Below are 18,029 nucleotides of genomic sequence, written 5' to 3'. Positions count from 1 at the left end.
TCATGCTGAATGACGTGCAATTTTCTGGCGCCTTGCCGCATTCAGGGCCGGTTCTGACCGACGCTTACACGGTTGCTTCCCGCCATTCGCGTCGCGTCAGGCGGCTGAAAATCATGCTGCCGCTGATTGCGGTGCTGATCGGCGCCATTTTCGTCGCTGTTTCCGTGGTCAGGGCCTTTTTGCCGGAAAGCCTGCAGATCGAGAATGCCACGATCGAAAACGGCAAGATCGTCATGCAGAACCCGGCGATTTCCGGGCGCAACAAGCAGGACATCAGCTATTCGATGAAAGCCAAGCGGGCGCTGCAGGATATTGCCAATCCCGACATCATCACCCTTGAAACGATCCATGCGGAAATGCCCGTCAATGACACGCTGATCGCCACTGTCGAGGCAAACAGCGGCATTTACGATCGCGGCCACAATACGCTGGATATGAACGCTCCCTTCAGCATTACCATGAACAATGGGCTCGTCGCCGATTTCGAGGCGGCCTATCTCGATATCAATGCCGGCGAGATGGAAACGAAGAAGCCGATTGCAATCAGCATGAAGGGCGGTTCCATTGTTGCACAGACGCTGAGAATGACGGATAAGGGACGCATTGTAACATTTGAAGGCATGGTGAAGGTCGTCGCCGATCCCGCAACCATCCGTAAAACCGCAAACTAGAAAACCGGGGCACATATGTCGGCCATTTCAGCCTTTTCCTTTCGGCTTGCCGGAACAGTCATTCTCTTGAGCCTTTTTGCCAGCGCCTCAATGTCTCCGGCCGCCGCCCAGGCGACGACGAGCAAGATGAAAGGCATGCAGCTTTCCAACGACGAACCGATCCAGATCGAAAGCGACAAGCTGGAAATCAAGGACGCCGAAAGCAAGGCCATGTTTACCGGCAATGTGAAGGTCGTTCAGGGAACGACGACGCTGCAGGCCGGCAAGATGGTGGTTTTCTACAAGAAAGGTGGCGGTTCGATTTCCGGCGGCAATGCCGAGATCGATCGCATCGAGGTCGATCAGAAGGTCTTCCTGCAATCGGGAACCCAGCAGGCGACAGCCGATACCGGCGAGTTCAACATGACGGCGCAGACGCTGGTGCTGAAGGGCAAGCAGGTCGTCCTGTCGGAAGGCAAGAACGTCTTCAGCGGCTGCCAGCTGAACGTTCAGATGGACACCGGCGAGGCACAGCTGGAGGCCTGTGGCGGCCGCGTCCAGATTCAGCTTGACCCGAAGTCCCAGAAAACGAATTGATGCAGACGCCGAAGTGAACATTCCCTTTCTTCAAAAACGCAAACGGGGCGTCAAGCCTGAAGCCGCCGCGCCTGCCCGCGCAGTCGACAAGGCGCGCTATGAGGGCACGCTGATCGCGCGCGGCTTGACGAAGGCCTATCGCGGACGCCGCGTGGTGGACGGCGTGTCGCTCGTGGTGCGCCGCGGCGAGGCGGTCGGCCTGCTCGGGCCCAATGGTGCCGGCAAGACCACCTGTTTTTACATGATCACCGGGCTTGTGCCGGTCGATGAAGGCACGATCGAGATCAACGGCAACGATGTCACCTCGATGCCGATGTACCGCCGCGCCCGCCTTGGGGTCGGCTACCTGCCACAGGAAGCCTCGATCTTTCGCGGCCTGACGGTGGAAGAAAACATTCGCGCCGTGCTTGAGGTTCACGACAAGAACAGCGAGCGGCGCGAGAGCAAGCTCAACGAATTGCTTGGCGAATTCAATATTTCCCATTTGCGCAAATCGCCGGCCGTTGCGCTGTCCGGTGGTGAACGGCGGCGCCTCGAAATTGCCCGTGCACTGGCAACCGACCCGACGTTCATGCTGCTGGACGAGCCGTTTGCCGGTGTCGATCCGATCTCGGTTGCCGACATCCAGGCGCTGGTACGGCATCTGACCTCGCGCGGGATCGGCGTCCTGATCACCGACCATAATGTGCGCGAAACGCTGGGCCTGATCGACCGCGCCTATATTATCCACGCCGGCGAAGTGCTGACGCATGGGCGGGCCAACGATATCGTCACCAACCCCGACGTCCGCCGTCTTTATCTCGGCGATAATTTCAGCCTCTAAAGCCGCTATCCGGTCACATCGTGAATGAAACCGGCGGCAGCAGGCAAGAATCTGCCGCTTCTGGAACAGGTTTCTCTTGACCACCACCCGGAATTGCGCAAATTTTGCCTGCCCGGAAATGCTGCAATGCGGTATTGTTTTTGAGGCCGAAAAATGACCGTCGTCAGTCTGCGATCGAGAGCCTACGATCCGGGCGGGATGTGTGCAATTCGCTCATATTAGACGATGATTGCACATAAAATGCGCGGCACGGGCCTTCTTCACCTTATTTCCGGTTGCCGCTTGACCAAACCCCATTAATACGCAATTTTTGGGCCAGTTGACGAACTGGCATTTTCACCCCCTCGAAACATGTGAGCCAGCTCCGATCATCAAGGGGAGTTTTGCGTCAGAATGGCACTTTCAGCCAGCCTCTTCCTGCGTCAAAGCCAGACTCTGGCCATGACGCCGCAACTGATGCAGTCGATCCAGCTGCTGCAGATGACGCATTTTGAATTGAACCAGTTCATCGAGCTGGAAGTCGAGAAAAACCCCCTGCTTGAATTCGCCGCCAATGACGATGCGCCGGCTGGAATCGACCGGCATGGCAAGGACGATCTGCATATCACCCAGGACGATCGCAGCGACCGGGACAATGCCGACAGCGCAACATTCGATCCGCTGGGTGACGTCTATGACAGCGCGACCTCTGCGACCGGCGAACGGATGAGCGAGCAGCTCGATGCCAATTTCGAGAATGTCTTTCCAGACGACACCGCGCCGCAGCGCGCCGACGCGCCGGAACTGCTCAGCCAGTGGAAGTCCATGCCCGGCGGCGGCGAAGGCGAGAGCAGCGAAGGATATGACCTCGACGATTTCGTCGCCAACCGCGTGACGCTGCGCGATTTTCTCAACGAGCAGGTCCCCTTCAGCGTCCATGGCGCCGCCGACCTTCTGATCGCCCAGCACCTGATCGACCAGCTCGACGAAGCCGGCTACCTGCATGCCGACATCGCGGAGATGGCGGAACGTCTGGGATGCGCGACGGTGGAGGTGGCGCGGGTTCTCGACAGCCTGCAGCAGTTCGATCCGCCAGGCGTTTTTGCCCGCACGCTCAGCGAATGCCTGGCGATCCAGCTCAAAGCGCGCAACCGGCTGGATCCCGCCATGGCCGCCCTGCTCGACAATCTCGAACTGCTGGCGCGGCGCGACTTTACCAGCCTGAAGCGGATCTGCGGCGTGGACGAGGAAGACCTGCTCGACATGCTCGCCGAAATCCGCAAGCTCGATCCCAAGCCCGGTACCGGCTTCGAGGCAAGCCCTTCGGAAGCGATCATGCCGGATATCGTCGTTCGCCCGGCGCAGGACGGCAGCTGGGCCGTGGAGCTCAATCCCGATACGCTGCCGCGCGTTCTCGTCAACCAGACCTATTACGCGACGGTCTCGCGGCATGCCCCGAAGAACAGCGCCGATCAGGCCTTCCTGACCGAATGCCTGCAGACCGCCAACTGGCTGACCCGCAGCCTTGACCAGCGCGCGAAGACGATCATGAAGGTTGCGACGGAGATCGTGCGCCAGCAGGACGCGTTTCTGATCAACGGCGTCGATCATCTGCGGCCGCTCAACCTGAAAACCGTGGCCGATGCCATCAAGATGCATGAATCGACCGTCAGCCGCGTCACCTCCAACAAATACATGCTGACGCCGCGTGGACTGTTCGAGCTGAAATATTTCTTCACCGTCTCGATCGGATCGGCAGAGGGCGGCGACAGCCACTCGGCCGAATCCGTGCGTCACCGCATCCGCAACATGATCGTGCTAGAAAGCCCGGACGCCGTTCTTTCGGATGACGATATCGTCGATCTTTTGAAGAAGGGCGGCGTCGATATCGCCCGCAGGACTGTGGCGAAATACCGCGAAGCGATGAAAATCGCCTCCTCCGTTCAGCGCCGCAGAGAGAAAAAGGCTATGGCCAAGGTGTCTGCCTGATCCTTTGGAGCGCTTGACCGAAACCACGCCAAATGCCCATAAATCCCGGCAATCCGCGGGCTTTCGGCCTCGGATTCTTGTTTTCTTAACTGTTTCATTGACTCCAGCAACAACCGGTAGTATGAGGCGGCCGCAATGGGCATGGGACATAGAGCCTGCTCACGCATATCCCTTTAAATTCTGGGCTTTCTGGCGCAAAATTGTTTTGCGTGCGTGAAGTGCTTGGATGACGGATGCGGTTGGAATAGACTGGCTACGCAAATCACGAAAAGAGAGGAAACTCCATGAGTGTGCGTGTATCCGGTAAACATATGGAAATCGGCGAAACGTTTCGTCTGCGGATCGAAGATCAGATAGAACAAGCCGTAACCAAATATTTTGACGGAGGATATTCAAGCCAAGTCACTGTGGAAAAGTCTGGATCCCGCTTCAGCGCCGATTGCAAGATTCACCTCGATTCTGGTGCTGCCTTGCAGGCGAGCGGCGAAGCGAACGACCCGCAAGCTGCGTTTGACGCAGCGTCTGAGCGGATTGCCAAGCGCATCCGCCGTTACAAGCGGAAGCTCAAGGACCACCACAATGGCAATGGCCATGCTGGATTTGCTGAAGTAGCCTACACCGTTATGGATTCAGTGCCCGATGAAGACGATGAGCTTCCGGATAATTATGCACCGACGATCGTGGCGGAGAGTTCAAAACAACTGAAGACGATGTCTGTTGCAAATGCCGTGATGGCGCTCGACATGACTGACGATCCCGTTCTGATGTTCCGTAGTCCTGGCAATGAACAGTTGAATATCGTCTATCGACGCAATGATGGAAACATTGGCTGGATCGACGCAGCCAATATAAAGAGCTAAGTGGATGACGTCCCGGGCCGGTTCGCCGGCTCGGGGCAGTCTGCTTTTTTCTGGTGGTTTACATAGGGAAGACCGTTGACGGTCCGCCGGTAAAGCGCCGAGAGAAAGATGGATGGAGCCGCCGTCCGGCATTTTGCCGGGCGATGCGGTTTCTACCTGCGAACGAGGACAAAAGAATGGCATTGGCAGGCTTGCTGCAGCAGAATGCGATACTTCCGGCCATGAAGGCCAATTCCAAGAAGCAGTTGCTTCAGGAATTGGCGGCAAAAGCATCCAAGATCACTGATCTACCCGAACGGGAAATATTCGACGTCATTCTTCAGCGCGAACGACTGGGCTCGACCGGTGTCGGCAACGGCATTGCCATCCCGCATGGCAAGCTCGCCCATCTGTCGTCGATCGTCGGGATTTTTGCCCGGCTGGAATCGCCCGTCGATTTCGAGGCGCTGGATGACCAGCCGGTCGATCTGGTGTTTCTGCTGCTTGCCCCGGAAGGTGCGGGCGCCGATCACCTGAAGGCCCTGTCGCGGATTGCCCGCGTGCTGCGCGATCCGGAAATGGTCGCCCGCCTGCGCGCGACGGATTCTGCCTCGGCCATCTACGCCTTTCTCAGCGACGACCAGGCCTCCAACGCGGCCTGACCGATACAAGCTGAATGATTTCGTGAAACGCGGCCGCAGGGTCGCGTTTTTTGCGTTTTCATCACGCTATCAGGCCGGCATCCATAAATTACCCGACTGGGCTCGAAGAGATATCGACACGGCTTCATGGCTCGACAATACTCCCGTTCAATCAACATGGAGGAGGACGGGCATGGCAGGACGTTTGGCAGGAAAGACCGCGTTGATCAGCGGCGGTGCGGGCGGATGCGGCCTTGCCGCCTCTGAGCTTTTTGCCCGTGAAGGCGCGAGAGTCGGCATTGTCGATCTGCCGCGCAGCAAGGGGGAGGAGGTTGCCGCCCAGATCCGCGCCGAGGGTGGAGAGGCCTTCTTCGCACCGGCTGATGTCTCGGTGTCCTCAGAGGTCAAGGCGGCGGTCAAGGCCGTCGAAGACACGTTTGGCGCAATCACCGTGCTCTTCAACCATGCCGGCATTCTGGCTGTCGGGCCATTTCTGGAAACCGGGGAGGATGAGTGGGACCGGCTGATGGCCGTCAATGTGCGCTCGATGTTCCTGATGACCAAGGCCGTGCTGCCGGGCATGCTGGCCGCCGGAGGCGGCAGTATCGTCTCGACCTCCTCGATCTCCGCCGTGGCAGCGACGCCGATGGAGGTGCTCTACGATACGACCAAGGGCGCCTGCCATATGTTTGCGCGCGCCATTGCGGTCGAGTTCCGGGACCGCGGCATCCGCTCCAATGCCGTCTGCCCCGGCTTTATCGCCACCGACCACGGCAAGCGCGAACTGGTTGGCCTGGCCAAATATGGCGTCGATGTTTCCGATGCGGCCATCGCCGCGCAGCAGGGCCGCCTGTGCGATCCGATGGAGGTGGCGCAGGCTGCCCTTTTCCTGGCAAGCGACGAATCCAGCTTCGTCAACGGCACGCATCTGTTCGTCGATAATTGCTTCACCGCGATGTGAAGACCAAAGGGGAAAACGGGACCATGATGGAATCAGGCGGCCACTGGCGCAACTGGGTGGGAAATCAATCGTGCATCGTCCGGCACCGGGGCGCGCCCGATAGCGAGGCGGCGCTGGCTCAGATGGTGCGCGAGGCAACGTCGAACGGGCTGAACGTGCGCTGCGCCGGCTCCGGGCATTCGTTCACCCCGGTGGCGCTGACCAGCGGGCTGCATCTGACGCTCTCTGGCCTGCAGGGCATCAGCCATATTGACACGGCCCGCAAGCGCGTCTCGGTGCATGCTGGAACGACGATCAACACGCTCGGAAAGGCGTTGAAGCGCAGCGGTCTGTCGATGATCAACCAGGGCGATATCGACAGCCAGGCGCTGGCGGGCGCGCTCACCACCGGAACGCACGGCACCGGGCTTACGCTTGGCAACATGGCGTCGCAGATCGTCGGCATGCGGCTGGTGCAGCCGAATGGCAGCATTCTCGCCATCGACGACAGCGAACCGGACATGCTGAACGCCGCCCGCGTTTCCATCGGCATGCTCGGCGTCATCTCCGAAATCACCCTGCAGGTGATGGAAAGCTATAATCTGCATGAGAAACTGTGGCGCTGCACCTTCGACGAATGCATGGAGCAACACGACGAACTGGCTGCCAACCACCGGCATTTCGGCTTTTTCTGGTGCCCGGTACCGAAAAGCCGCCATTGCTACTGCCTGCCGGATACATCCTCCGTCTCGACCACGGCGAGCCTGTCCGATGTCTGCGAAATGAAGACGATCGACATCACCGATGCGCCGCCGATGGAAAGCGCGTTCGAGAAGATCGCCTATTCCTCGGAAATCTATCCGATCGAATATGTGCCGAATTTCCACGAGCTGGAATATGCCGTCCCGGTTCAATACGGCAAACAGGCCTGCACCGAAGTGCGCAAGCTGATGCTGGAGAAACACCCGACCTGCATCTATCCCATCGAATACCGCTTCACCGCCGGCGACGGCGGCTGGATCAGCCCGTTCTTCGAGCAGGATTCGATCACGCTCTCGGTCTCCGGCCAGCCGGGCACCGACTATTGGAACTACCTGAAGGACGTCGACGATATCCTGCGCCAATTCGGCTCCCGCCCGCATTGGGGCAAGCTGCATTTCCTGGGCAACGGGGACGTGGACGCGCTCTATCCGCGCGCCGGGGATTTCAAGGCGCTGCGCAACAGGCTCGACCCGGAAGGGCGGTTCCTGAACGATCATCTGAAGCAGTTGTTTGGGTAACCCACCACCCCCTTGAGGGGGGAGGTCGCCGCGAAGCGGCGGGTGGGGGTGATGGTCAGGGACGCGTGAAGCGTCACCCCACCCCGGCACTCACGTGCCGACCCTCCCCCTCAAGGGGAGGGTAAAGATCAAACCGCCGGTGTTTCTTCCGCCGAAACAATCTTCGGGCCGCCCTTGAAGACACAATAGCACGATGCGGAAAAGCGTTTCCTGAACAATCACCCGAAGCAGTCGTTTGGCTGACTCCCACCTCCCCCTTGAGGGGGGAGGTCGCCGCGAAGCGGCGGGTGGGGGTGGGGGTCAGGGACGCGTGAAGCCTCACCCCACCCCGGCACTCACGTGCCGACCCTCCCCCTCAAGGGGAGGGTAAAGATCAAACCGCCGGTGTTTCTTCCGCCGCAACGATCTTCGGGCCGCCCTTGGCGACGCCGACCATGGCGGGGCGCAGGACGCGTTCGCCGATCGTGTAGCCGGCCTGCACGACCTGGACGACGGTGTTGTTGGGCACTTCCGTATTCGGAACTTCGAACATCGCCTGGTGGAAGTTCGGGTCGAACTTCTGGCCGACGGGCTCCAGCTTCTGGACGCCGTGGCGCTCCAGCGCCGACAGCATCGCCCGTTCGGTCATTTCCACGCCTTCGATCAGTGCATTGAAGCCGGCATCGCCGGACTCTCGGGCTTCCGTCGGAATGGCATCGAGCGCGCGGCGCAGGTTGTCGGACACGGCAAGCATATCGCGGGCAAAGCCGGCGACGGAATAGGACTTTGCATCCTTGACGTCGCGGGCGGTGCGGCGGCGCAGATTGTCCATTTCCGCAGCAAGGCGCAGGTAGCGGTCGCGCATATCGGCCGCTTCAGCCTTGGCAAGCTCCAAAGGATCCGGCTCGGAAACGGCAGCATCGACCTGCTCATCGGCGGCTTCCGCATAGGCGGCAGCTGCTTCGTCCGCGTTCGCTTCTGCACCGTGTTTGTTCATATCGTCGGTCATGACGGTCTCCGCACTGTCAACATGTCTAGGATTTGGTCCCGATATCGAGCTTTGAAGCCGAAAAATCAAGGGTACAATCGAAAGCTGCCGGAAAAACCGGCCGATCCAGGGCCGGTTAGCGCGACAAACGCGACATCAATTGCGCAGTATAGTCCACCATCGGCACAATACGCGAATAATTCAGCCGCGTCGGGCCGATGACCCCGACGGCGCCGACGATCTTGTCGTCGCCGTCCCTGTAGGGCGCGACGATCAGCGACGAGCCCGACAGTGAAAACAGCTTGTTTTCCGACCCGATGAAAATCCGCACCCCCGGCCCGCTCTCGGCCAGATTGAGGATTTCGATCAGGCTATCCTTCTTTTCCAGATCATCGAACAGCATGCGCAGCCGGTCGACATCCTCGGCACCCGCCAACCCTTCGAGAAGATTGGCGCGGCCGCGCACGATCAGCTGCGTCGGCTTATCATCCGCCTCGCTGCCCGACCAGATGGCAAGCCCGCGCTCGACCAGATCCTGGCTCAGCGTATCCAGCTCGCGCCGGACGGTTTCCTTGACTTTTTCCAGCTGGCCGCGCACTTCGGGCAGGGTCTGCCCGGCGAGATGGGCGTTCAGAAAATTGGCGGCTTCGGTCAGCTGCGAACTGGTGACGCCGGCCGGAAGCTCGATGATACGGTTTTCGACCTGATCATGCTCGCCGACGAGCACCGCCAGCGCCTTGGTGGGCGCCAGCCGCACGAACTCGACATGCCGCAGCACTGGATCATTCTTGGCAGTGATCACCAGCCCTGCCCCGCGCGACATGCCCGACAGCATCTGGCTGGCATCGTTCAGCAAGGTCTCGACCGGCTGGTCGCGATCGGCGCGGCGCACATGCCGGTCGATCGAGGCGCGATCCTCGGCGGAGAGATCGCCGACCTGCATGAAGGCATCTACGAAGAAGCGCAGGCCATTTTGCGTCGGCAGGCGGCCGGCGCTGATATGCGGCGAATAGATGAGGCCGAGCTCCTCAAGGTCGCTCATGACGTTGCGGACGGAGGCCGGCGACAGCGACATCGGCAGGATGCGCGACAGGCTGCGCGAACCCAGCGGCTCACCGCTTTCCAGATAGCTTTCCACGATGCGACGGAAAATTTCGCCCGACCGCTCGTCGAGCGCCGAAAGCCTTTCCCGCATTGCAGATTTATCCAGGACCATTCGAACGCGGGAACCCATGTTGTTGAAGACAATTGAAATATAGTGATCCCAGCCCGGATAGCAAAAGAGAAATTGGCTGGAATGCCCGCCGTACAGCGGCTTTTGGCTCTCCGCCACTCTTTTGGCGCAAATGATTTCCCTTCATCGCAACATAGGTTAGAAGGCTGACAAACATCACAGGAGTTCATGATGCGGCCTTCCGGCAGAAAAACCGACCAGATGCGCAAGGTTTCCTTCGAGCGCAATGTTTCCAAACATGCAGAAGGATCGTGCCTGGTGAAGTTTGGCGACACGCATGTGCTGGTCACGGCGAGCCTGGAGGAAAAGACGCCGCCATGGCTGCGCAACAGCGGCAAGGGTTGGGTCACCGCCGAATACGGCATGCTGCCGCGCGCCACCGGCGAGCGCATGAAGCGCGAGGCGGCATCCGGCAAGCAGAGCGGCCGCACCCAGGAAATCCAGCGTCTGATCGGCCGTTCGCTGCGCGCCGTCGTCGATCTGAAGGAACTCGGCGAACGCCAGATCTCGATCGACTGCGACGTCATCCAGGCCGATGGCGGCACCCGGACCGCCTCGATCACCGGCGCGTGGATTGCGCTGCGCGATTGCCTCGCCTGGATGGAAGCCCGCAACATGATCAAGGTCGAGAAAGTCCTGAAAGACCATATCGCCGCGATCTCCTGCGGCATCTTTGCCAACCAGCCGGTCATCGACCTCGATTATCTGGAGGACTCGGCAGCGGAAACCGACGCCAATTTCGTCATGACCGGCTCGGGCGGCATCGTCGAGATCCAGGGCACGGCCGAAGGCAAGCCGTTCTCGGAGGAAGAATTCGGCACGCTGCTCGGCCTTGCCAAGAACGGCATTTCAGAACTGGTCACCATGCAGAAGCAGGCCATCGGGGGCTGAGGCGTTCATGCGGACAATGCCCCTCAACTGCCCTATCGGGCATCGTCTCCCCGTCCTGACGGGGAGAAGGACCGGACGGCAATCTCTGGCGTCCCCTCTCCCCGCGAGCGGGGAGAGGACTAGGGTGAGGGGCAATTCGCATGGATAAGCTGACGTTTGAAGGCATTCTGGAAACAGCACTTTATGTGGATGATCTCGATGCGGCGGAGGCGTTTTACGGCTCCGTTCTCGGCCTTGAAAAAATCAGCCGCGCCGGCAACCGGCATATCTTCTTCCGCTGCGGACCGGGCGTCCTTTTGATCTTCAACCCGGCGGAGACGGTCAAGCCACCGCCGGCAGAGGGACTGCAGGTTCCGCCGCATGGAACGCGAGGCAACGGCCATATGTGTCTGCGGGTGCAGAAGGGCCAGCTTCAGGCCTGGGAAGACAAATTGAAGGCCGCTGATATCGCGATCGAAACCGAAGTGCTCTGGCCATCGGGCGCGCGGTCCTTCTATTTCCGCGACCCCGCCGGAAACAGTCTGGAATGCGCCGAGGCCAGCCTCTGGAATATCGACTGACACGAATGGGCAAAAGCCCGCCGGATTGAGAAAGACGCAGATGCGCAAGCTTGAAGACAAGACCCTGATCGTCGCCAGCCACAATGCCGGCAAGATCCGCGAAATCCGCGACCTGATCGGCCCGATGGGCTTTGAAGCCAAGTCGGCGGCCGATCTCAACTTCGTTGAGCCGGACGAGACCGGCACCACCTTCGAGGAAAACGCCACGATCAAGGCGCTGGCCTCGGCGAAAGCCTCCGGCCTGCCCGCCCTTTCGGACGATTCCGGCCTTGTCGTCGATGCGCTGAACGGCGATCCCGGCGTCTACACCGCCAACTGGGCCGAGACCGCCGATGGCACGCGCGATTTTGCCATGGCGATGGAAAAGGTCGAGACCGCCATCCAGGACGCCGGCGCCACCGCCTTTGACCGGCGCACCGGCCGCTTCGTCTCGGTACTCTGCCTTGCCTGGCCGGATGGCCATGTCGAACTTTTCCGGGGCGAGGTGGAAGGCCATATCGTCTGGCCGCCGCGTGGCAGCCAGGGATTTGGTTACGACCCGGTCTTCCAACCGCTCGGCTACGACACCACATTCGGCGAAATGAGTGCCGAGGAAAAGCATGGCTGGAAGCCGGGCGATGCCGAGGCGCTGTCGCACCGGGCGCGCGCGTTCAAGCTTTTTGCCGAGACATGCTTGAGTGCTTGAAGGCAACAGGGGGATAGTTCCGAATGCGAGGTGAATTACCCCCCTCTGTCACTTCATGACATCTCCCCCGCAAAGGGGGAGATCATTCTTTTTCCTAGCTGCCCGAAAGCCTGCGGCTCATCTCCCCTCTTGAGGGGGAGATGTCGGCGTTGCCGACAGAGGGGGGTGACGCAGCTCTCCGATTTCGGACATAGAGAAGATGAAGCAAATCATATATGGGACGGGAGAGACGCTCAGCATCTCGGGCCTGTAGATATGCAGACGACACGACCTTAACTCCGCGCCAAAGCGCCTGAAAGACCTGAAACAGAATGGCTACTTTTTCTTCCATCGGCGACAGCAAGGAGCCCGGTTTCGGGGTCTATGTGCATTGGCCATTCTGTGCTGCCAAATGTCCCTATTGCGATTTCAACAGCCATGTGCGGCATCAGCCGGTGGATCAGCCGCGTTTCGTCACGGCGTTTCTCACCGAGATGGCGGCGATGCGGCATATGTCGGGCCCGCGCACCGTCACCAGCATCTTCATGGGCGGCGGCACGCCGTCGCTGATGAACCCCTCGACGGTCGAGGCCATTCTCGACGGCATTGCCAATCTCTGGCATGTGCCCGACGGCATCGAAATTACCATGGAGGCCAATCCGTCCAGCGTCGAGGCGACGCGGTTTCGCGGCTATCGCGCCGCCGGCGTCAACCGGGTCTCGCTCGGCGTCCAGGCGCTGAACGACCGCGACCTGAAGTTTCTCGGCCGGCTGCACAATGTCGAGGACGCCCTCAAGGCTATCGGCCTGGCGCGCGATATCTTTCCGCGCATGTCGTTCGACCTGATCTACGCCCGCCCCAACCAGACCGTCGAAGCCTGGGAGCAGGAGCTGAAACAGGCCGTCTCCTACGCCGTCGATCACCTGTCGCTCTACCAGCTGACGATCGAGGAAGGCACGCCTTTCTACGGCCTGCACAAGGCGGGCAAGCTGATCGTTCCGGATGGCGAACATTCCGCCGTGCTCTACGAGGCGACGCAGCAGATCACCGAGGGGTTCGGCATGCCGGCCTATGAGGTGTCCAACCACGCCGCACCGGGCGCCGAAAGCCGCCATAACCTCACCTATTGGCGCTATGGCGACTATGCCGGCATCGGCCCGGGTGCGCATGGCCGGTTGACGCGCGGCCGCAACAAGATCGCCACGGCAACCGAGCGCAAGCCGGAGGACTGGCTGCAGCTGGTCGAGGACCATGGCCATGGCATGGTCGACCAGGAAGTGCTGGGCTACGGCGAACAGGCTGATGAGCTTTTGCTGATGGGCCTGCGGCTCAAGGAAGGCATCGATCTCGTGCGCTGGCAGGACCTGTCCGGCCGCGAGCCGGATCCGGACCGCGAACAGTTCCTCATCGAACATGGTTTCATCGAGCGCCTGGGCAATTCGCGCCTGCGCTGCACCCCGGCCGGCATGCTGATCCTCGATGCGGTGGTTGCCGACCTCGCCTGCTAAATTTTACTCGAACGCAGCCAGATATTTCCTGGCGATCCGATCCAGCGCCGCCCGTTCATCCGGCTCCAGCAGCGCCGTCAGCCTGTGCTGGTTGGCGACATGCGCGGTGACTGTGCGCTCCACCAGCGCAAGCCCTTCCGGATTCAGTGCTATCAGCACGCTGCGGCGATCGTCCGGATGGGTCAGCCGCTCGACGAGACCGGCCTTTTCCAGCTGATCGATGCGGTTGGTCATCGTTCCCGATGTGATCATCGTGGTTGCCAGGAGGTCGCCCGGCGAAAGCCGGTAAGGCGGACCGGAACGGCGCAGCGCCGCCAGCACGTCGAAGCTCGCCGACGATAATCCGAACTGCGAAAACGTCTTCTCCACCTCGCGGCCGAGATAGGTCGAGAGCCGCGCCAGCCTGCCCAGCAGGCCCATGGGGCCAATATCCAGGTCCGGACGCTCCCGTGTCCATTGTGCCAAAATTCTATCGACGTGATCTTCTGCCATACCTGTTTGGTACGCAGCATTCATCTTGACGTCAAGATAATCGATGTTATGCTGATTTATCTTGAAATAGAGATACTTTAAATGAAGATAAAATCCAGTTCCCTCGCGGATATCGGCCTGACCGCGATCGCGCCCGCCATCTGGGGCAGCACCTATGTGGTCACCACCGAATTCCTGCCGCACGGTTATCCCCTCACCGTTGCCATGCTGCGCGCCCTGCCTGCCGGCCTCATCCTGCTTATGATCGTCCGGCAATTGCCACAGGGCATCTGGTGGGCGCGCAGCTTCATTCTGGGCGCGCTCAATTTCTCGTTCTTCTGGGCGATGCTGTTCATCTCGGCCTATCGCCTGCCCGGCGGGGTCGCGGCAACTGTCGGCGCGATCCAGCCGTTGATCGTCGTCATGCTGGCCCGCCTTTTGATCGGCTCGCCGGTGAGGGCGCAGGCGATCGCCGCTGGTATTGTCGGCATGGCCGGTGTCGGTCTGCTGGTGCTGACGCCCGGAGCGGCGCTCGATCCGATCGGCATTGCCGCAGGGCTCGCAGGTGCAGTCTCCATGGCGTTCGGCACGGTGCTGACGCGCCGCTGGGCACCGCCCGTCTCGAGCCTCACCTTCACGGCCTGGCAGCTGACCGCAGGCGGCCTGTTGCTGTTACCCGTGGCGCTGCTGCTTGAGCCGGCTCTGCCGGTGCCGACCATGGCCAATGTGCTGGGCATGGCCTGGCTCGGCCTGATCGGCGCCGCCTTCACCTATCTTTTGTGGTTTCGCGGCCTGTCCAGACTTGACCCTGCAGCCGTCGCCTCGCTCGGCTTCCTCAGCCCGCTGGTGGCAACCCTGCTCGGCTGGGGCATGCTGAACCAGAACCTGACGCCGCTGCAGATCGCCGGCATGGCCGCAGTGCTCACGAGCGTGTGGCTCGGCCAGCGGGCGCAAATGGCACCGCGCGCCGCAGCAACGGTCCCGGCGAAAACCGTCAGCCTTTAACGGCCTTCTCCGCAGCCGCTAGCCCCTTGCCGATCGGCCCGGCAATATCGGCCGAGAACATCGCCGTCAGGCCGGCGGCGGTGGTTCCGCCATAATCGGTGAAGATCCGCACCGTATCCGCCGGTGTCTCCGGCGCGTCGGCCATCCAAGTTCCGGCGCCCAGAAAGAGTTGGCGAACGGCGGTATCGGCAATATCAGGTGCAACGCCATGGGCGATGGCGTTACGGACCATGACATCGGCAAAGGCGGCGATGAACGCCGGGCCGGAGCCGGTCAGGGCGGTGAAATAATCAAGCTCGCTTTCCGTCGAAAGCTTCGCCGTCTTCCCAGAGCAGGCAAAGAAACCGTCCGCAAATTCCGCGTCTGCGGCCGTTGTTTCGTCCGTTGCATGCCAGGGGGTGAAAGACAGCCCCTGCTCGGCGCAGGCATTCGGCATAGCGCGGATGATGCGGCCGCTTTTGAAACGATTGCGAAGCGCTGCCGCAGGCAGCCGGGCCATAACGGACATCACCAGCTTGCCGGAGAGATCGAGTTCCAAAGCATCGATATCCTCCGGCCGCACCGACAGAATGACGATATCCGACTGCGCCGCCAGCGAACGGTTGTCGGTGGTGAACCGGATATGCGGCCAGGCCTCGAACCCTGCCGTCCTGCCGCTGCGCGACGACAGGATGAGATCTGTGGGGGCGATGAAGCCCCTGGCAAGGGCCGGGCGGAGAAGAGCGCCGCCCAGCCAGCCTGTTCCGCCGATGACGCCGAGCGTGGTCAAGCCCACTCGCCCTTGCGCATGACGGGAACCTTGGCGCCATCGGCAAGAACGCCATCGATATCGACCTCGCCGGAACCGATCATCCAGTCGATATGGATCAGGCTGGAATTGCCGCCCTGCGCCGTGATCTGCTCCTGCGTCAGTGAGGCGCCGTCGAGGAAGCATTTCGAATAGCATTGCCCGAGCGCGATATGGCAGGAGGCATTCTCGTCAAACAGCGTGTTGTAGAACAGGACGCCGCTGGCCGAGATCGGCGAGGAATGCGGCACCAGTGCCACTTCGCCGAGACGCCGTGCGCCTTCGTCCGTATCCAGCACCTTGTTCAGCACTTCCTCGCCCTTCGAGGCCTTGGCCTCGACGATGCGGCCGGCCTCGAAGCGAACCTGGATATTGTCGATCAGCGTGCCCTGATGCGACAGCGGCTTGGTGCTCGACACATGGCCATCGACGCGCAGCGCATGCGGCGTGGTGAAGACCTCCTCGGTCGGAATGTTGGGATTGCAGGTGATGCCGTTCTTTGCGGTCGATGCACCGCCATGCCATTCATGGCCATCGGCCAGCCCGACCGTCAGGTCCGTGCCCGGTCCTGTGAAATGCAGCGCCGAAAAGCGTTCGCCGTTCAGCCATGCGGAACGCTTGGCAAGATTGGCATTATGCCCGGCCCAGGCGGCAATGGGGTCGGCGACATCGACGCGGGAGGCGGCAAAGATGGCATTGGCCAGCTTTTCGACGGCAACCTGCTCGGCATCATCCGGAAACATCTGCCGCGCCCAGGCGGGGTTTGGATAGGAAATGATGTTCCAGTTGATGTCGAAATTGGAGATCTTCTCCAGCGCCGGCTTGTAGGCCATCGACATCGCCCTGTTGGCACGCGCCACCTTGGCCGGGTCTTGCGCTGCCAGCATCATCGGGTTGTCGCCGGATATGGCAAGGCGGGCAGTATTGCCGGCAAAGGCCTTGGCCATGCCGTCGTAAAGCCAGTTGCTGGCCTTGTCGAAGCTTTCGTCGGGGGCGTGGGCGTAGCGGGCGAGCGTCGTTTCCTCGTCGGAATAGAACGTCGTCACCAGACCGGCCCCGGCAATATAGGCATGTTTGGTGATCAGCCGCACCAGCGGCAGGGCGGCGATCGGCGCCGTGATCAGGAGATCCTGGCCGCGCTCGAGCCTTAAACCCACCTTGATGGCGACTTCGGCGAGCTTGTCCAGTTTGACGGGATCGACGGCTTGGTGCGTGGAAGAGGTCATGGGAGTGCCTGTCTGCTGAATTTACATCAGGGTTAGACTTAGAGCGCTTTGCGGCGAATTTGAAGGTGCATTTGCGCTGGCAGGTCTCATCGCATGGCGGCCGTCACGGCCGCGATATTGCTGTGATGAACCGTTTCATAGGGCTCGAAATAGACGAGAGCGCCCGACGCGATATCGGCGGCGGCAAATTCCGTCAGTTGCGGGATCACGGTTTCGCCCTGCGCAATTGCGGTGGACAGGCGCTCCAGATAGTTCCGGTTCGCGTCGATCAGCGCCGGCGCATATCCCCCTTCGGCAATCCGCGCCTTGTCACCGTGGCTCGGAAGGATGTTTTCAATCGGCCATTCCCGCATGCGCCGCAGTTCGGCAATATGCGTGCCGATCTGGCCGGGCTCGGCGATATAAGTGACGGTATCTTCCAGCGTGTCCCCGGCGAGCAGCACTTTTTCGTCCGGCAGCCAGATAACGTTGCCGTCCGAGCTGTGAACCGCGAAATGATGCAGTTCGATGCGGCGGCGGCCGACAAAGAGTTCCAGTGTTTCCTCAAACAGCCGCGTCGGCATGACCAGCGGCGCAATCGGCGGGTTGGCCGCTTCGATCCTGCTGCGGTTCTCCTCCAGCTTCTGCGCCGTCAAAGCAAGGGCGATAATCTCGCAGTCGGCAAACACGGCATTCCCGGCAATATGGTCCTTGTGCCAGTGGCTGAGCACGACGCGGATTGTATGGACGCCGAGGCTTTCCAGATGCGCACGGATCGCGCGCGCGTGCGCCAGCGAGATATGGGTATCGTAAACCACAGCTTCAGCGCCATCGACGATGGCATAGGAGGCCACACCCAGCGAATAGGCGCCGTCGTCCAGCCAGTTCGGCCCCTCGGCATGCAGCCGCTTGCCTCTAACGCGCCCGTCATAATAGGCGAAGATGCCGGGATAGGGTTCAAGGATCGAAAGCGTCGCGGTCATCTCAGACATCATGGTT

Annotated in this window: 19 protein-coding genes; 13 read left to right on the top strand and 6 right to left on the bottom strand. The window is 60.9% G+C overall.

What is annotated here, in order from left to right:
• Nucleotides 1-2 precede the first annotated feature (2 nt).
• From lptC to ASD32_RS11220, 8 genes are all read left to right on the top strand, one after another.
• Nucleotides 3-671, top strand: coding sequence for an LPS export ABC transporter periplasmic protein LptC (gene lptC, locus ASD32_RS11255; protein ID WP_060638100.1), 669 nt, complete (start codon nucleotides 3-5; stop codon nucleotides 669-671).
• Nucleotides 672-686: 15 nt separating this feature from the next.
• Nucleotides 687-1,247, top strand: coding sequence for an LptA/OstA family protein (locus tag ASD32_RS11250; RefSeq protein ID WP_060638099.1), 561 nt, complete (start codon nucleotides 687-689; stop codon nucleotides 1,245-1,247).
• Nucleotides 1,248-1,260: 13 nt separating this feature from the next.
• Nucleotides 1,261-2,070, top strand: a complete 810-nt coding sequence (gene lptB, locus ASD32_RS11245; protein WP_060638098.1) for an LPS export ABC transporter ATP-binding protein — start codon at nucleotides 1,261-1,263, stop codon at nucleotides 2,068-2,070.
• Between the two features lie 393 nt (nucleotides 2,071-2,463).
• Entirely contained in the window at nucleotides 2,464-4,038 is a 1,575-nt protein-coding gene (gene rpoN / locus ASD32_RS11240) for an RNA polymerase factor sigma-54 (protein WP_060638097.1), read from the top strand.
• 284 nt (nucleotides 4,039-4,322) lie between these two features.
• Complete coding sequence (gene raiA, locus ASD32_RS11235; protein WP_060500852.1) at nucleotides 4,323-4,898, top strand: ribosome-associated translation inhibitor RaiA; 576 nt, start codon at nucleotides 4,323-4,325, stop codon at nucleotides 4,896-4,898.
• Nucleotides 4,899-5,074: 176 nt separating this feature from the next.
• Complete coding sequence (ptsN, locus tag ASD32_RS11230; protein WP_060638096.1) at nucleotides 5,075-5,539, top strand: PTS IIA-like nitrogen regulatory protein PtsN; 465 nt, start codon at nucleotides 5,075-5,077, stop codon at nucleotides 5,537-5,539.
• Nucleotides 5,540-5,711: 172 nt separating this feature from the next.
• Nucleotides 5,712-6,479: an SDR family NAD(P)-dependent oxidoreductase gene (locus tag ASD32_RS11225; protein ID WP_060638095.1), complete on the top strand. Its 768-nt coding sequence runs from the start codon at nucleotides 5,712-5,714 to the stop codon at nucleotides 6,477-6,479.
• Nucleotides 6,480-6,502: 23 nt separating this feature from the next.
• Entirely contained in the window at nucleotides 6,503-7,738 is a 1,236-nt protein-coding gene (locus tag ASD32_RS11220) for a D-arabinono-1,4-lactone oxidase (RefSeq protein WP_060638094.1), read from the top strand.
• Nucleotides 7,739-8,111: 373 nt separating this feature from the next.
• On the opposite strand, the gene grpE is transcribed toward ASD32_RS11220, so the two are convergent.
• Nucleotides 8,112-8,726 (bottom strand): nucleotide exchange factor GrpE, encoded by a 615-nt coding sequence (gene grpE, locus ASD32_RS11215; protein ID WP_060638093.1) that lies wholly within the window; start codon nucleotides 8,724-8,726, stop codon nucleotides 8,112-8,114.
• 115 nt (nucleotides 8,727-8,841) lie between these two features.
• On the bottom strand, nucleotides 8,842-9,921 hold the full coding sequence (gene hrcA / locus ASD32_RS11210; protein WP_060638182.1) for a heat-inducible transcriptional repressor HrcA: 1,080 nt from the start codon (nucleotides 9,919-9,921) through the stop codon (nucleotides 8,842-8,844).
• A 189-nt stretch (nucleotides 9,922-10,110) separates the two neighbouring features.
• Here hrcA and rph point away from each other — a divergent pair, with 189 nt between their 5' ends.
• The 4 genes from rph to hemW all read left to right on the top strand — a co-directional run bounded on the left by rph (nucleotide 10,111) and on the right by hemW (nucleotide 13,562).
• Nucleotides 10,111-10,830, top strand: coding sequence for a ribonuclease PH (gene rph, locus ASD32_RS11205; RefSeq protein ID WP_060638181.1), 720 nt, complete (start codon nucleotides 10,111-10,113; stop codon nucleotides 10,828-10,830).
• A gap of 140 nt (nucleotides 10,831-10,970) precedes the next feature.
• The gene (locus tag ASD32_RS11200) at nucleotides 10,971-11,390 is read left to right on the top strand and encodes a VOC family protein (RefSeq protein WP_060638092.1); all 420 of its coding nucleotides are present in this window, start codon (nucleotides 10,971-10,973) and stop codon (nucleotides 11,388-11,390) included.
• A 40-nt stretch (nucleotides 11,391-11,430) separates the two neighbouring features.
• The gene (rdgB, locus tag ASD32_RS11195) at nucleotides 11,431-12,075 is read left to right on the top strand and encodes an RdgB/HAM1 family non-canonical purine NTP pyrophosphatase (RefSeq protein WP_060638091.1); all 645 of its coding nucleotides are present in this window, start codon (nucleotides 11,431-11,433) and stop codon (nucleotides 12,073-12,075) included.
• Between the two features lie 311 nt (nucleotides 12,076-12,386).
• The gene (gene hemW / locus ASD32_RS11190) at nucleotides 12,387-13,562 is read left to right on the top strand and encodes a radical SAM family heme chaperone HemW (protein WP_060638090.1); all 1,176 of its coding nucleotides are present in this window, start codon (nucleotides 12,387-12,389) and stop codon (nucleotides 13,560-13,562) included.
• Between the two features lie 3 nt (nucleotides 13,563-13,565).
• Here the strand turns inward: hemW and ASD32_RS11185 are convergent, their stop codons facing one another.
• Nucleotides 13,566-14,078, bottom strand: coding sequence for a MarR family transcriptional regulator (locus tag ASD32_RS11185; RefSeq protein ID WP_060638089.1), 513 nt, complete (start codon nucleotides 14,076-14,078; stop codon nucleotides 13,566-13,568).
• A gap of 57 nt (nucleotides 14,079-14,135) precedes the next feature.
• Here ASD32_RS11185 and ASD32_RS11180 point away from each other — a divergent pair, with 57 nt between their 5' ends.
• Nucleotides 14,136-15,038, top strand: coding sequence for an EamA family transporter (locus ASD32_RS11180; protein ID WP_060638088.1), 903 nt, complete (start codon nucleotides 14,136-14,138; stop codon nucleotides 15,036-15,038).
• On the opposite strand, the gene ASD32_RS11175 is transcribed toward ASD32_RS11180, so the two are convergent.
• The 3 genes from ASD32_RS11175 to ASD32_RS11165 all read right to left on the bottom strand — a co-directional run bounded on the left by ASD32_RS11175 (nucleotide 15,028) and on the right by ASD32_RS11165 (nucleotide 18,025).
• Nucleotides 15,028-15,807 (bottom strand): pyrroline-5-carboxylate reductase dimerization domain-containing protein, encoded by a 780-nt coding sequence (locus ASD32_RS11175; RefSeq protein ID WP_162252661.1) that lies wholly within the window; start codon nucleotides 15,805-15,807, stop codon nucleotides 15,028-15,030. The two genes, ASD32_RS11180 and ASD32_RS11175, sit on opposite strands and share 11 nt — an antisense overlap.
• Nucleotides 15,804-17,051, bottom strand: a complete 1,248-nt coding sequence (locus tag ASD32_RS11170) for an aminopeptidase (RefSeq protein WP_060638086.1) — start codon at nucleotides 17,049-17,051, stop codon at nucleotides 15,804-15,806. The genes ASD32_RS11175 and ASD32_RS11170 overlap by 4 nt, the downstream gene beginning before the upstream one ends.
• 86 nt (nucleotides 17,052-17,137) lie before the next feature.
• Entirely contained in the window at nucleotides 17,138-18,025 is an 888-nt protein-coding gene (locus ASD32_RS11165) for an MBL fold metallo-hydrolase (protein ID WP_348270738.1), read from the bottom strand.
• Between the last annotated feature and the right edge of the window lie 4 nt (nucleotides 18,026-18,029).

This window comes from Rhizobium sp. Root483D2, assembly GCF_001426685.1.
GTDB classification, from domain to species: domain Bacteria; phylum Pseudomonadota; class Alphaproteobacteria; order Rhizobiales; family Rhizobiaceae; genus Pararhizobium; species Pararhizobium qamdonense.
This window is presented reverse-complemented; position numbering and strand designations above follow the sequence as displayed.

Coding starts and splice junctions, on each gene's coding strand:
- lptC (WP_060638100.1), top strand. CDS start 3: ATGCTGAATGACGTGCAATTTTCTGGCGCCTTGCCGCATTCAGGGCCG.
- ASD32_RS11250 (WP_060638099.1), top strand. CDS start 687: ATGTCGGCCATTTCAGCCTTTTCCTTTCGGCTTGCCGGAACAGTCATT.
- rpoN (WP_060638097.1), top strand. CDS start 2,464: ATGGCACTTTCAGCCAGCCTCTTCCTGCGTCAAAGCCAGACTCTGGCC.
- raiA (WP_060500852.1), top strand. CDS start 4,323: ATGAGTGTGCGTGTATCCGGTAAACATATGGAAATCGGCGAAACGTTT.
- ptsN (WP_060638096.1), top strand. CDS start 5,075: ATGGCATTGGCAGGCTTGCTGCAGCAGAATGCGATACTTCCGGCCATG.
- ASD32_RS11225 (WP_060638095.1), top strand. CDS start 5,712: ATGGCAGGACGTTTGGCAGGAAAGACCGCGTTGATCAGCGGCGGTGCG.
- ASD32_RS11220 (WP_060638094.1), top strand. CDS start 6,503: ATGATGGAATCAGGCGGCCACTGGCGCAACTGGGTGGGAAATCAATCG.
- grpE (WP_060638093.1), bottom strand. CDS start 8,726: ATGACCGACGATATGAACAAACACGGTGCAGAAGCGAACGCGGACGAA.
- hrcA (WP_060638182.1), bottom strand. CDS start 9,921: ATGGTCCTGGATAAATCTGCAATGCGGGAAAGGCTTTCGGCGCTCGAC.
- rph (WP_060638181.1), top strand. CDS start 10,111: ATGCGGCCTTCCGGCAGAAAAACCGACCAGATGCGCAAGGTTTCCTTC.
- ASD32_RS11200 (WP_060638092.1), top strand. CDS start 10,971: ATGGATAAGCTGACGTTTGAAGGCATTCTGGAAACAGCACTTTATGTG.
- rdgB (WP_060638091.1), top strand. CDS start 11,431: ATGCGCAAGCTTGAAGACAAGACCCTGATCGTCGCCAGCCACAATGCC.
- hemW (WP_060638090.1), top strand. CDS start 12,387: ATGGCTACTTTTTCTTCCATCGGCGACAGCAAGGAGCCCGGTTTCGGG.
- ASD32_RS11185 (WP_060638089.1), bottom strand. CDS start 14,078: ATGAATGCTGCGTACCAAACAGGTATGGCAGAAGATCACGTCGATAGA.
- ASD32_RS11180 (WP_060638088.1), top strand. CDS start 14,136: ATGAAGATAAAATCCAGTTCCCTCGCGGATATCGGCCTGACCGCGATC.
- ASD32_RS11170 (WP_060638086.1), bottom strand. CDS start 17,051: ATGACCTCTTCCACGCACCAAGCCGTCGATCCCGTCAAACTGGACAAG.
- ASD32_RS11165 (WP_348270738.1), bottom strand. CDS start 18,025: ATGATGTCTGAGATGACCGCGACGCTTTCGATCCTTGAACCCTATCCC.